A 12,840-nucleotide genomic window follows, 5' to 3' on the forward strand; every position below is an offset into this window, starting at 1 on the left:
GCATGGCTTCAGCCAACCACCGCTGTCAACGGCCTAAAGTAGGTACCGCGTGCCGTCCGGGGGCAGCAGCGCACCCGCGGCCAGTACGGTGGCGTGCTCGGCCGAATCCGGGTCAAGGACCGGGTTCGTGTTGTTCAGGTGCGTGTATGCCCACCGCCGCCCCGCCAGCCGGGGCAGGCTCGCCGTGATCGGCAGGTGCCCCATCGCGAGCTGGTCCGGCCCGCCGACGCCGGCCATCTCGTCCGGTGCGTAGAACGTGCCGTCCAGCAGCACGAGCGAAGCGTCCGCCACGAACTCGTCGAACCCGGGCGGCCAGCTCCGCAGGCAGGGCGCGTACACCAGCACCCCGCCCGTCGCCGGGTCCGAGACGCGGTAGGCGACCACCCAGGGGCCGTCGGCGGGGGCGGCGTACTTCGGCCGCTTGTCGCTCACCGGCAGCGCCTCGACCCGCAGCCCCGGAATGTCCACATCAGACTGATACGTCCAGCCGCCGTAACCGTCCAGAACGGAAAGGAACGGCGAAAGCGCCGACAGTGCCGCCGGTGGTGCCCACACCGGGAGGCCGCCCGACTCGCGCAGCACCAGCAGGCCCAGCGCGTGGTCCAGCTCGGCGTCCGTCAGCAGCACCCCGCGCAGCGGGATCTCGCGCGGCCCCGGCCCGGCCCGCAGCTCCGGCGTCCCGAGGACCTGCGCCCGGATGTCCGGCGAACAGTTCAGCAGGTACCAGCCGTCGCCGTCCGCGCTGATCGCGACGCAGTCCTGCGAGCGCGGCGGAAGCCCGGCCGTGCAGAGGCGGCACGCGCAGTTCCACTGTGGACAGCCACCGCCCGCCGCGGTGCCCAGCAGGAGGACCTTCACCGGCGCATGACCAGGTCGGCCACCGGCGGGCGCGAAAGGACCAGGTCGACCGCGCCGCGCTCCGGCGACCGCGAGCACACCGGGTCCGTCGCCGCCGCGTCGCCGGTGAGCAGGAACGCCTGGCAGCGGCAGCCGCCGAAGTCGAGCCCCCGGCGGTCGCACGTGCGGCACGGCTCGGTCATCCACTCCTCGCCGCGGTAGGCGTTGAACGACGAAGACTCGTACCAGATCTCCGACAACGGCGTGTCCCGCACGGAAGACAGCGAGAGGGTCGAGATCGCCGACGCCGCCGGGCACGGCAGCACCGTCCCGTCCGGCGCCACCGTCAGCTGCCGCGCGCCCCAGCCGTACATGCACGGCTTCGGGTACGGCTCGTGGTAGTCGGCGACGACGTAGACGATCTCCATTGTTCCGCGCAACCGGGCCGTCGCCGCGCGCACCACCGGTTCCGCCGCGGCGAGCTGTTCGGCGGTCGGCATCAGCGCGTCCCGGTTGCGCAGCGCCCAGCCGTAGTACTGCGTGTTCGCCAGCTCCAGCCGGTCCGCGCCCATCCGCTCGGCCAGCTCGATGATCCCGGCCAGCTGGTCGTGGTTCTGCCGGTGCAACACGACGTTGAGCGACAGCGGCAGCCCGGACGCCTTCACCAGGGAGGCCGCGGCGAGCTTCCGGTCGTGCGCCTTCGCCCCGGCCAGCAGGTCGGCCCGCTCCCGGGTCGCGCCCTGTGCCGACAGCTGGACGTGCGCCAGCCCGCGCTCGACGAGGTCGTCGAGCCGCGAAGCCGTCAGGCCGAGCCCCGAAGTGACCAGGTTGACGTAGCAGCCGAGCTCGTGCGCGTGCGAGACCAGCGAAGGCAGGTCCGGCCGCAGCAACGGCTCGCCGCCGGACAGGTGCACCTGCAGGACACCCAGTTCGCGCGCCTGCGACAGCACCGACAGCCAGCCCTCGGTGGACAGCTCGTCGGCCCGGGCGGTGAGCTCGAGCGGGTTCGAGCAATAAGGACAGTGCAGCGGGCAGCGGTGGGTCAGCTCGGCCAGCAGGCCCAGCGGCGGGCTCACGTCCACGCGACCACCCGCCGTTCACCCAGCCGGGACAGCACGGAGACGACGTCCTGCGCGACCACGCCGGAATAGCGCTCGGAAAGCGCGGTCGTGATGTCCGAAACGGACCGGGTGCCGTCGCAGAGTTCGAGGACCGCGGCGGCGGTGGCGTTCGGCACCAGGACGCCTTCGGGGAAGAGCAGCACGTGCGTCTCCCGGACGTGGTCGAAGGACAGGCGGACGCCGCGCCGCAGCTGCGGGACCGACTCGGCGGTGATCACGCGGCCGCTCGCTCGATCGCGTCGAGCATCGACCACAGCACGTCGCACTTGAACGAAAGCGCGGCGATCGCGCGGTCCTGCTGTTCGCGGGTGACGCAGTGGCGGACCACGATGTCGAGGGTGTCCTTGCCTTCACCGGCCACCTTGTCGATCCGGTTGGTGAAGTAGGCCAGGTCGTCGCGCGCGATCCACGCGTAGTTGGCGAGCATGTCCGCGACCCGCTGTTGCATCAGGTGCCCGGCGAACATCTCGGTCAGTCCCGACGCGGCCGCCTCCCACCACGGCTTCGTCCGGGCGAAGTTCACGTAGGCGTCCACCGCGAAGCGGACGCCGGGAGCGACGTGGCGCTCGTCGAGAACCTCGTCCCGGGTCAAGCCGACCGCCGTGCAGAGGCGCAGCCAGCGTTCGATCCCGCCGGTGCCGGCGCTCACGCCGTCGTGGTAGACGATCCGGTCGAGCCACTGGCGGCGGATCTCCGGCACCGGGCAGTTGCTGATGATCGCCGCGTCCTTCTGCGGCAGCACGCATTGGTAGTACCAGCGGTTCGCCGCCCAGATCCGCAACGCGCGCTCGTCGAGCTCGCCCGCGTGCAGCCGGCGGTGGAACGGGTGCGTTCCCCAGTACCGGCCGGAAAGACCGCGCAGCGCGTCGATGAATGCGCTTTCCGGGAGTGGCTCGACCGGCACCCGTCAGTCCGCCATGCGAGCCGCGTAGGCGGTGACCTCCATCGGGGTTTCGTACTCGACGAAGTCCGGGGTCGTCCACTCCTCGGTCATGGCCTGCTCCTCTTCTCGCTGGGGCTGATCGTCGCCACCCTAGGAGCGTGCCGAACCAACTGACCAGCATTTTCGCCCCGCTTTCGGAAAGATTCCTTCCGATGGGGGAGCCGGCGTTTCGGTGAGCGGGCTACCTTACCGCGGCTTCGAGTTCCACCAAGGCCGTGTCGAGGTGTGTCAGGATCCGCTGCAGGTGCGGGACGCTGCGGCGGCAGCCGGTGATGCCGAAGTCGAGGTGGTCGCCGTTGCTGGTCAGGGTGATGTTCACGGCCTGGCCGTCGAGCAGCACCGACGCCGGGTAGACGCCGTCGAGCTGGGCGCCGTTCCAGTACATCTGCTTGCGCGGGCCGGGCACGTTCGAGATCACCAGGTTGAACGGCGGCCGCGTGTTCTTGACGACCCCCGGGATCGGCGAGACCCCGAGCTGGGCGACGTTCACCGCCGACAGCAGCAGCGTCTGCAACGGGGTCAGTTCCGAGAACAGCCGCTTGCCGTTGCGCATCGACTGGTGGATGGTGACGAGCCGCTTGCCCGCGTCCGGCAGGTCGGTGGCCAGGTTGCACAGCAGCGCGCCGATGTTGTTGCCCGCCGCTTCGCCGGGGTCGTTCTGGCGGCGCAGCGACACCGGCACCATCGCGATCAGCGGCGCGTCCGGCAGCGCCCGCTGTTCGATGAGGTAGTCCCGCAGCGCACCCGAGCACATCGCGAGCACGACGTCGTTGCGCGACACGCCGGCCGCGGTCGCCACCTGCCGGACGCGGTCCAGCGACCACTTCTGCGCCGCGAACCGCCGCGCGCCGCCGATCGGCACGTTGAACATCGTCTTCGGCGCCTGTCCCGGCAGCGTCAGGGTGTGTTCGCCGAACGCCTCGCGCGCCACCTTCATCGCGGCGGGCGCCAGGCTCGCGAGCTGGTTGGCCGTCTTGCTCGCGGTCTGCAGGAGCGACCGCGGGCGCTTCTCGCGCTCGCCGCCCGGCTTGCGCCGGGAGCCCCACCACGGCGGGCAGTCCAGGTCCGCGGGGTCGTCCGACAGCGTGCCCTGCAGCTGGCGCAACGCCGAGACGCCGTCCATCAGTGCGTGGTGGACCTTCGTGTAGACGGCGAACCGGCCGTCGTCGAGCCCCTCGATGAGGTGGGTCTCCCACAGCGGTCGGTGCCGGTCGAGCAGGGTGCTGTGCCAGCGCGAGGTCAGCTCCAGCAGCTCGCGGACGCGGCCGGGCCGCGGCAGCGCCGAGTGCCGGAAGTGGTAGTCGAGTTCGAGCTCGGTGTCGTTCGCCCAGGCCACGTGGCCCATCGTGTTGACCGGCCTGGCCGGCCGGCGCCGGAACACCGAGCGGATGTTGTCCGATTCGAGCAGGCTCTGCCGGACGTCCCGGAGGTACTCGTCGCCCGCGCCCTCGGGTTTCTTGAACAGCTGCAGACCGCCCACGTGCATCGGATGCTCGCGCGTTTCGACGAGGAGGAACATCGAATCGGTCACGGGCATCATCGCCATGGGACATCACCTCTCGAGCTCGGCACGCCGACTCTACGCGCTCGGCGGCCGCCGGTGGATCACGTTCTACATTGGCGAGTATGACCGGCCGGGGTGCAGGGGAAACGTCATTGCCACCGATGGCCGAGTGCGTGGTGATCGGCGGTGGCGTCATCGGCGTGAGCTGCGCGTTCCGGCTGGCCGAAGCCGGGGTCGACGTCCTGCTGCTCGAGCGCGGCGGCCTCGGCGAAGGCTCGACGGCGAAGGCCGCGGGCGGCATCCGCTCGTCGTTCACCAGCCGCGTCAACGTCGAGCTCGGCCTGCGCGGGCTGGCCGGGTACAGCGCTTTCTCCCGCGACTTCGGCACCGAGATCGACTTCCGCCGCGACGGCTACCTCTACCTCGTCACCGACCCCGCCGACGTCCCCGCCTTCGAACGCTGCGCCGAGCTCCAGCGCGAGCACGGCGTCCGCAGCCACCTGCTCGAGCCGTCCGAAGCGAAGAAGGTGCTCCCGCTGGTGGAGACCGACGGCGTCGTGGCCGCGCTGTGGTCGCCGGACGACGCCAAGGCGACACCGGACGCGGTCGTCCAGGGCTACGCGAAAGCGGCCCGCACGCTCGGCGCGAAGTTGCGCACCGGTGTCGAGGGCACCGGGATCGAGCGCGACGGCGACACGCTGACCGGCGTCGTCACGACGGCGGGGTTCGTCCGGACCGGCGCGGTCGTGTGCGCGGCCGGCGCGTGGTCGGGCCGGATCGGCGCGCTGGCCGGGCTGGACCTGCCGGTGCGCCCGTACCGGCGGCAGGTCGTGTGCACCGGGCCGGTGCCCGGGCTCCCGGAAGCGGTTCCGCTCACCATCGAGATGCCGTCGGCGTTCTACTTCCACCGCGAGGGCCCGGGGCTGGCGATGTCCTTTTCCGACGGCGACGGCGTCCCGGGCTTCGACACCCGGTACGAGCCGGGCGAGTGGCTGCCGCGGCTGGCCGGGCTGGCCGGCCGCCGGATCCCCGCCGTGCTCGACGCCGGCGTACGGACGGCCTGGGCCGGGCTGTACGAAACGACGCCGGACCGCAACCAGATCATCGGGGAAAGCGTCCTGCTGTCGCGGTTCTTCTACGCGACCGGCTTTTCGGGCCACGGCTTCCAGATGGGCCCGGCCACCGGAGAGCTGGTCCGGGACCTCTACCTGGGCCGACGGCCGTCGGTGGACATCGCCGAGCTCGACGTCCGCCGATTCGCCAGTGGCACCACGAGTGCCGAGCACAACATCGTCTAGGGGCCGATTGCCAGATCGTTGAACGATCTGGCAGTATCCGAGCCGTGGCTGTGAGTGGTGCGCGGGAGCTGGTGGACGCGCTGGAAGCGCTGGGAACGGAGATCGTCTTCGGCCTTCCGGGGGTGCACAACCTGCCACTGTGGGAGGCACTCGGTGAAACCCGCATCAAGCTCGTCGGCGTCCGCCACGAACAGACCGCCGGGTACGCCGCCGACGGCTACGCCCGCGCCACCGGCAAGCTCGGCGTCGCGCTGGTCACCACCGGCCCGGGCGCGGCGAACACGCTCGGCGCGGTCGGCGAGGCCATGGCGTCCGCGGCCCCGGTGCTGGTGATCGCCACCGACATCCCCTCGACGCTGCGGCGGCCCGGCGTCGTTCGCGGCGTGCTGCACGAGACGTCCGACCAGCAGGCGATGTTCGCGCCGGTGACCAAGGGCGGCTTCACCGTGCGGGCGCCCGACCAGATCGGCACCACCGTGCACCGCGCCGCCCGGCTCGCGCAGCTGCCGCAGAGCGGCCCGGTCTACCTCGGCGTGCCCACCGACTACCTGCGCGAACAGGTGCCGCACCGCCGTCCGCCCGCGCCGCACCGCAAGCCCGACGTCGACGTCCCCGACCTCGCGCGCGCCGAGGCGATGCTGTCCGACGCGCGGCACCCGCTGATCTGGGCCGGCGGCGGCGCGCTGCGCTCGGGCGCCGGTGACGCGATCGGTGCGCTCGCCGAAAAGCTCGCCGCGCCGGTGATCACCACGTTCGCCGCCCGCGGGCTGCTGCCGCTCGACCACCCGTGCCTGGCGCCGAACCCGGTGCACACGCCGGAGGTCGGGGAGCTGTGGGACGAGGCCGACGTCGTGCTGGCCATCGGCACCGACTTCGACGGCCTGATGACGCAGAACTGGCGGATGCCGAAGCCGCCGAAGCTGATCGCGGTCAACGTCGACGCCGACGACGCCGCGAAGAACTACCAGCCGGACCTGACGCTGGTCGGGGACGCGCGTTCGATCGTCGAGCGGCTGCTGCCGAAGCAGCGGGACGGGCTCGACGACATCACGCTGCGGCTGGCCGGCATCGGCCGCCGCGTGCGCCAGCGGATCCGCGACGAGGAACCGCAGGCCTACGACTTCCTGTCCACTTTGGACGAGGTGCTGCCGACGGACGCGGTGCTGGTCTCGGACATGTGCGTGGCCGGCTACTGGGTCGGCGGCTTCCACCGGGTGCGGGCGCCGCGCAAGCTCGCCTACCCGATGGGCTGGGGCACCCTCGGCTACGGCTTCCCGGCGTCGCTCGGCGCGGCCGCGGCCGGCACCGGGCGCGCCATCTGCATCACCGGCGACGGCGGTTTCCTCTACGGCTGCGGCGACCTGGCCACGCTCGCCCAGGAGCAACTGCCGGTCACGGTCGTCCTGGTCGACGACGGCGGCTACGGCATGCTCCGCTACGACCAGGACCGCGAAGGGCTGCCGCACCGCGGCGTCGACTGGGACAGCCCGGACTTCGTCGGCCTGGCCCGGTCGTTCGGGGTGCACGCCGACCGCGTCTCCGGCTTCGGGCGGGCGTTCCGGCGGCTGCTCGGCGAGTTCGTCGAGTCGGACGAGCCGAACGTGCTGGTCGTGAAGGCGAAGCTCAAGCCGCCGCTGAACACCTCGCCGCGGTGGTACCGGACATGAGGATCGGCGTCGACATCGGCGGCACGTTCACCGACCTCTGCGCGGTGGACGCGACCGGGATCGTCGCCGTCGGCAAGGTCCTGACCACCCACGACGAGCCGGCTCGTGCGGTCGAGGAGGGCCTCGCCGCGCTGCTGCCGGACCTCTCGGTCGTCGAGCAGGTGGTGCACGGGACGACGCTGGTCACGAACGCGCTGATCGAACGCAAGGGCTCGCGGACCGCGCTGCTGGCCACCGCGGGCTTCCGGGACGTCCTGGAGATGCGCCGGGAGCACCGGTACGAGCTCTACGACCTGCACCTGGAGCTGCCCGCGCCGCTCGTGCCCCGGCACCTGCGGTTCGACGTCCCGGAGCGGATCCTCGCCGACGGGTCCGTCCACACCGGACTCGACGAGGCGTACGTCGCGCGGCTCGGCCGGGAGCTGGCCGCCCGCGGGATCGAGGCCGTCGCGGTCTGCTTCCTGCACTCCTTCACCAACCCCGCGCACGAACGGCGTGCGGGCGGGATCCTCGCCGAAGTCGCGCCCGGTCTGCGGGTCGCGCTGTCTTCCGAGGTCGTCCCCGAGATCCGCGAGTTCGAGCGGGCGTCGACCACGGTCGCCAACGTCTACGTCCAGGACCTCACCGAGCGGTACCTGCGCGACCTCGAACACCGGCTGCGCCGGCTGGGCATCACCCACGCGCCGCACATCATGCTGTCCAACGGCGGACTGGCCACAGTGGACACAGCGGCGCGGCACCCGATCCGGATCCTCGAGTCCGGCCCGGCGGGCGGGGCGCTCGCGGCCGCGGCGATCGGGCCGCCCGGCCTGCTGGCCTTCGACATGGGCGGCACCACGGCGAAACTGTGCCTGATCGCCGGTGGCACGCCGCTGGTGACGCACGAGTTCGAAGTGGACCGCAAGTACCGGCTGCTGCCCGGCTCCGGGCTGCCGGTGCGGGTGGCGGTCACCGACATGATCGAGATCGGCGTCGGCGGCGGCTCGATCGCCCGGATCGACGCGCTGGGCCTGCTCACCGTCGGTCCCGATTCGGCGGGCTCCGAGCCCGGCCCGGTCTGCTACGGCCGCGGCGGCACCGAGCCGACGGTGACCGACGCCGACCTCGTGCTGGGCTACCTCGACCCGGGCTACTTCCTCGGTGGCGGCCTGCGCCTGGACGCCGAGGCCGCGAGAGCGGTGCTCCGCGAAAAGATCGCCGATCCGCTCGGGGTGAGCGTCGAAGAGGCCGCGTGGGGCATCCACACGAGCGTCAACGAGGACATGGCCAACGCCGCCCGGGTGCACGCCGTCGAGCGCGGGCACGACCCGGCGAAACTCCCGATGTACACCTTCGGGGGCGCGGGCCCGGTGCACGGCGTCGGCGTCGCGCGGGCGCTCGGAGCGCCGTCGGTCGTCGCGCCGCCTGCCGCCGGGGTGCTCAGCGCGGCCGGTTTCCTCACCGCGCCGCTGGCGTTCGACTTCGTGCGCTCGGCGCGCGCGGCCGTGCACGACCTGGCGTGGGAGCAGGTCGACGCGCTCTTCGCCGAGATGGAAGCCGAGGGCACGGCGCTGCTCGCCAAGTCCGGAGTGGACGATGTGACGCACCACCGCGTCGCCGAGATGCGCTACCAGGGGCAGGGCTACGAGATTCGCGTCCCGGTCCACGACGGGCCGTGGCCGGAAACCCTGGTCGACGAGTTCACCAGTACCTACCGCACCCTCTACCGGCGCACCGGGCCCGAGGTCGGCGTCGAGGTGCTGAACTGGCGGGTCGTCTCCAGCGGACCGAAACCCGAGGTTGCGCTGCGGCTTCCCGCACAGCCCACGGGTAACGCGCGGAAAGGCACCCGGCAGGCCTGGTTTCCGTCGACTGATGGATTTGTCGACACGGCCGTGTTCGATCGGTACCGGCTGACACCGGGCGACCGTGTCGACGGACCGGCCATCGTGGAAGAACGCGAGTCCACTGTGGTCGTCCCGCCCGGCGCGCACTGCGTCGTCCGGTCCGACGGCGCCGTGGAGGTGACGGTGTGAGTGTCGACCCCATCGTCGCCGGATTGTTCGGCAACCGCCTGCACTCGATCCTCGCCGAGCAGCAGAACGCGCTGGTCAACACGGCCTTTTCCGCCGTCGTGCGCGAGTCGCTCGACCTGGCCTGCGCGGTGTTCGACTCGCGCGGCGAGATGATCGGCCAGTCCGTCGGTGGCACGCCGGGGCACATCAACGCGATGGCGACCGGCATGCACCACTTCGTCGCGGCCTACCCGCCGGAGACCCTCGAACCCGGTGACGTCCTGCTCACCAACGACCCCTGGCAGACCGCGGGCCAGATCAACGACATCACGGTGGCGACCCCGGTGTTCCGGGCCGGCCGGCTGGTGGCGTGGTTCGCGTCGTGCTGCCACGCGCCGGACATCGGCGGGCGGCTGGTGTCCGCCGAGGCCCACGAGGTCTTCGAAGAGGGCGTGCGCCTGCCGATCCTGAAGTTCCTCCGCGCGGGCGAGGTCAACACCGACCTGGAGCGGCTGATCCGGGCGAACGTCCGGACGCCGGAAGAGACCATCGGCGACCTGTACGCGCAGGTCACCGGCAACGAAGTCGGCGCGGCGAGCCTCCTGCGGCTGCTGGACGAGCTGGGCCTGGACAGCCTCGACGAAGTCGCCGCCGAGATCATGGACCGCTCGGAACGGGCGTTGCGCGACGCGCTGCGGGAGCTGCCCGACGGCACCTACACCAACGAGATCGCCACCGACGGCTTCGAGGACGAAGAGATCGTCCTGCGCGTCACGGCCACTGTGGACGGCGACGAGATCCACCTCGACTTCGCGGGTTCCTCGCCGCAGAGCCGCCGTGGGATCAACGTCGTCCTGAACTACACGCGGGCGTACGCGTCGTTCGCGGTCAAGGCGGCGATCTCGCCGGAGGTGCCGCACAACGCCGGGTCGTTCCGGCCGGTGCACGTCACCGCGCCGGAGGGCTCGGTGCTCAACTGCCTGCCGCCCGCCCCGGTCGCCTCCCGGCACCTGATCGGGCACTTCCTGCCGTCGCTGCTGATCGGCGCGCTGCCCGCCACCGCGATCGCGCCGAGCGCGGACGCGCTGTGGATGACCATCTGGCGCGGGCCCGGGTTCATGCTGAACGTCTTCCAGACCGGCGGGATGGGCGCCCGACCGGACAAGGACGGCCTGTCCACCACCGGCTTCCCGAGCGGCCTGCGCTCGACGCCGACCGAGGTCGTCGAAACGATGGCGCCGCTGGTCCAGCACGCGCGGGAACTGCGCGTGGACTCCGGCGGCGCCGGCCGGTTCCGCGGCGGACTCGGACAGGTGACCACGATGGGTGCACTCGGCGTGACTTCCTGGAGCGTCAACGGGAACGTCGACCGGGTGCGGGCCGCGGCGTCCGGGGTGGACGGCGGGAAGCCGGGCGCGCCCGGTCGCTTCGGCCTGTCCGGCGGGGTGGAGCTGCCCGCGAAGAGCCGGGTGGCGCTGACGCCGGAGTCCGTTGTGGACGTCACGCTGCCGGGCGGCGGCGGGTACGGGCCGCCGCACGAGCGGCCGGCGGCGGCGGTGCTCGCCGACGTCGTCGAGGGGTACGTCTCGGTGGCGGCGGCCCGCGAGGTGTACGGCGTCGAAGTGCGGTACCTCGGGGAGCCGGACGCGCTCGTCCGGCTGCCCGGGGACTACGCGGTGGACGAAGAACAGACAGCACGACTGAGAGCAGGGCAGTGAACATGGGTCGGTTGGCCGGCAAGGTTGCGGTGGTCTTCGGCGGTGCGCGGGGCATCGGCCTCGCCACGGTCAAGGAGTTCATCGCCGAAGGCGCGACGGTCTTCGCCGCCGACATCCGTGAGCCCGCGGAGGCGCTCGACGGCTACCGCCACTCCATAGTGGACGCCACCGACGAGGCCGCCGTGGCCGCGTTCGTCGACGGCGTCGTCGCCGACGCCGGTCGCATCGACGTGCTGTTCAACAACGTCGGCATCCACCTCGGGAAGTCCCTCGTGGACACCACGCTGGCGGAGTTCGACCACATCTTCGCGCTCAACGTGCGGGCTGCGTTCCTGGGCACCCGCGCCGTGCTGCCGCACATGATCGCGCAGAAGGCGGGCAGCATCATCACGACGTCGTCGAACGGCGGCGTGATGGGCCGCCCCGGCGACCCGGTGTACAACGCCACCAAGCACGCGCTGGTCGGGCTGACGAAGTCGCTCGCCGTCGCGCACGCGCACCAGGGCATCCGGGCCAACACGGTGAACCCGGGCGCGATCGACACCGACATGCTGCGCAGCACCCTGAACTCGCCGGAGGAGTTCGAAACCAAGCAGCACCAGCTGGTCGCGAGCACGCCCGCGGCGCGCGTCGGCGAGGCCTGGGAGGTGGCGAAGGCCGTGGTGTTCCTGGCGAGCGACGAGTCCCGGTTCGTCAACGGCGTCGTGCTGCCGATCGACGGCGCGAAGGCCGCGGGGGCGATGCCGGGCAACCGGTACAGCCTCGATTTCGACCTCGGCGTCAGGTAGTGCCGTGACCGTCGATGCCTCGGGGCTGGAGCGCGCGCGGCACCTGCTCGAGCGCAGCGGCACGGCCGAGCGGGTCGCCGCGATCCTGCGCCAGTACATCACCGACGGCGTCTTCGCCCCCGGTGAACGGCTGTCCGAGCCGGTGATCAGCTCGGCGCTCGGCGTCTCGCGCAACACGCTGCGCGAATCGTTCCAGCTGCTCGCCCACGAACGGCTGGCCGTGCACGAGCTGAACCGCGGCGTGTTCGTGCGCGAGCTGACCACGGAGGACATCGAGGACCTCTACGTCGTCCGCCGCGCCACCGAGTGCGGTGCCCTGCGCCGCGCGGCCGAACTGTCCACTGTGGATCTCTCGCCGGTGGAGCAGGCGCTGGCGGACGGCCGGGAAGCGGCCGGGGCCGAGGACTGGCCGTCGGTCGGCACCGCCAGCATCCACTTCCACCAGGCCCTCGCCGACCTGGCCGGCAGCGAACGCCTGTCCGCGACGATGCGGCAGGTGCTCGCCGAGACGCGGCTGTTCTTCGTGCTCAACGAGAACACGCGGGAGTTCTACGAGCCGTTCCTGGACTGCCACGAGCAGATCCTGCGCGACCTGCGCCGCGGCCGGTTCGAGGCCGCGGAGTCCGCGCTGGACCGCTACCTGCGCGACGCCGAAGCCCGGCTGCTCGAGCTCAGTGCGCGGCCACCGGGAGCGCCACGCGGAAGCCGTACGGCCGGCGGATCGTGACGAGGTGGTACCGCCCGTCGGCCTCGGCGACCCAGCTGGTCCAGGCGATGGTCCGGACCAGGGAACACGTGCGGTAGCCGGCGGCCGGACCGTCGGCGCGCGCCGGGACGGCCGGTGCCGAGGCGAGCAGCACGGCGGCCACGGCGGCGGTGGTCGACGCACGTCGGAAGCTCACCACCCCACTCAACCCCGCGGGAACCGCCGACCGGAAAGGATTCGAGCCGGTTCAAATCCGGCGTCTCC

At 71.9% G+C, this 12,840-nt stretch carries 13 protein-coding genes; 6 read left to right on the plus strand and 7 right to left on the minus strand.

The genetic code is table 11. The annotated features are described in order from the left end of the window. Positions 1-33: 33 nt before the first annotated feature. From pqqB to ACWEGE_RS09650, 6 genes are all read right to left on the minus strand, one after another. Positions 34-858 (minus strand): pyrroloquinoline quinone biosynthesis protein PqqB, encoded by an 825-nt coding sequence (gene pqqB / locus ACWEGE_RS09625; protein ID WP_449660011.1) that lies wholly within the window; start codon positions 856-858, stop codon positions 34-36. Next, positions 855-1,919, minus strand: coding sequence for a pyrroloquinoline quinone biosynthesis protein PqqE (gene pqqE / locus ACWEGE_RS09630; protein WP_449660012.1), 1,065 nt, complete (start codon positions 1,917-1,919; stop codon positions 855-857). The genes pqqB and pqqE overlap by 4 nt, the downstream gene beginning before the upstream one ends. Then, on the minus strand, positions 1,910-2,176 hold the full coding sequence (gene pqqD, locus ACWEGE_RS09635) for a pyrroloquinoline quinone biosynthesis peptide chaperone PqqD (RefSeq protein WP_449660013.1): 267 nt from the start codon (positions 2,174-2,176) through the stop codon (positions 1,910-1,912). Before pqqD ends, pqqE begins: the two co-directional genes overlap by 10 nt. Further along, positions 2,173-2,862 carry a pyrroloquinoline-quinone synthase PqqC gene (gene pqqC / locus ACWEGE_RS09640; RefSeq protein WP_449660014.1) on the minus strand — a complete coding sequence of 230 codons (690 nt, stop codon included), beginning with the start codon at positions 2,860-2,862 and terminating at the stop codon, positions 2,173-2,175. Before pqqC ends, pqqD begins: the two co-directional genes overlap by 4 nt. Positions 2,863-2,865: 3 nt before the next feature. After that, the gene (gene pqqA, locus ACWEGE_RS09645) at positions 2,866-2,952 is read right to left on the minus strand and encodes a pyrroloquinoline quinone precursor peptide PqqA (protein WP_043776987.1); all 87 of its coding nucleotides are present in this window, start codon (positions 2,950-2,952) and stop codon (positions 2,866-2,868) included. A gap of 130 nt (positions 2,953-3,082) precedes the next feature. Further along, the gene (locus tag ACWEGE_RS09650; protein ID WP_449660015.1) at positions 3,083-4,447 is read right to left on the minus strand and encodes a WS/DGAT/MGAT family O-acyltransferase; all 1,365 of its coding nucleotides are present in this window, start codon (positions 4,445-4,447) and stop codon (positions 3,083-3,085) included. An 80-nt stretch (positions 4,448-4,527) separates the two neighbouring features. Here ACWEGE_RS09650 and ACWEGE_RS09655 point away from each other — a divergent pair, with 80 nt between their 5' ends. From ACWEGE_RS09655 to ACWEGE_RS09680, 6 genes are all read left to right on the plus strand, one after another. Next, positions 4,528-5,703, plus strand: a complete 1,176-nt coding sequence (locus ACWEGE_RS09655; protein WP_449660016.1) for an NAD(P)/FAD-dependent oxidoreductase — start codon at positions 4,528-4,530, stop codon at positions 5,701-5,703. 71 nt (positions 5,704-5,774) lie between these two features. Beyond that, positions 5,775-7,370 carry a thiamine pyrophosphate-binding protein gene (locus tag ACWEGE_RS09660; protein ID WP_449660267.1) on the plus strand — a complete coding sequence of 532 codons (1,596 nt, stop codon included), beginning with the start codon at positions 5,775-5,777 and terminating at the stop codon, positions 7,368-7,370. Beyond that, on the plus strand, positions 7,367-9,385 hold the full coding sequence (locus tag ACWEGE_RS09665) for a hydantoinase/oxoprolinase family protein (protein ID WP_449660017.1): 2,019 nt from the start codon (positions 7,367-7,369) through the stop codon (positions 9,383-9,385). The genes ACWEGE_RS09660 and ACWEGE_RS09665 overlap by 4 nt, the downstream gene beginning before the upstream one ends. Then, a complete protein-coding gene (locus ACWEGE_RS09670) occupies positions 9,382-11,082 on the plus strand; it encodes a hydantoinase B/oxoprolinase family protein (protein ID WP_449660018.1) in 1,701 nt (566 codons plus the stop codon). The genes ACWEGE_RS09665 and ACWEGE_RS09670 overlap by 4 nt, the downstream gene beginning before the upstream one ends. Before the next feature lie 2 nt (positions 11,083-11,084). Next, entirely contained in the window at positions 11,085-11,870 is a 786-nt protein-coding gene (locus ACWEGE_RS09675) for an SDR family NAD(P)-dependent oxidoreductase (protein WP_449660019.1), read from the plus strand. A gap of 4 nt (positions 11,871-11,874) precedes the next feature. Beyond that, entirely contained in the window at positions 11,875-12,597 is a 723-nt protein-coding gene (locus ACWEGE_RS09680) for a GntR family transcriptional regulator (protein ID WP_449660020.1), read from the plus strand. Here ACWEGE_RS09680 and ACWEGE_RS09685 read toward each other — a convergent pair. Next, positions 12,542-12,772, minus strand: coding sequence for a hypothetical protein (locus ACWEGE_RS09685; protein ID WP_449660021.1), 231 nt, complete (start codon positions 12,770-12,772; stop codon positions 12,542-12,544). The two genes, ACWEGE_RS09680 and ACWEGE_RS09685, sit on opposite strands and share 56 nt — an antisense overlap. Positions 12,773-12,840 lie beyond the last annotated feature (68 nt).

The organism is Amycolatopsis sp. NPDC004747 (genome assembly GCF_053601335.1).

Excerpts from the sequence above, each read along its gene's own strand:
- ACWEGE_RS09675 (WP_449660019.1), top strand. The coding sequence starts at position 11,085 with ATGGGTCGGTTGGCCGGCAAGGTTGCGGTGGTCTTCGGCGGTGCGCGG.
- ACWEGE_RS09655 (WP_449660016.1), top strand. The coding sequence starts at position 4,528 with ATGACCGGCCGGGGTGCAGGGGAAACGTCATTGCCACCGATGGCCGAG.
- ACWEGE_RS09665 (WP_449660017.1), top strand. The coding sequence starts at position 7,367 with ATGAGGATCGGCGTCGACATCGGCGGCACGTTCACCGACCTCTGCGCG.
- pqqA (WP_043776987.1), bottom strand. The coding sequence starts at position 2,952 with ATGACCGAGGAGTGGACGACCCCGGACTTCGTCGAGTACGAAACCCCG.
- ACWEGE_RS09650 (WP_449660015.1), bottom strand. The coding sequence starts at position 4,447 with ATGGCGATGATGCCCGTGACCGATTCGATGTTCCTCCTCGTCGAAACG.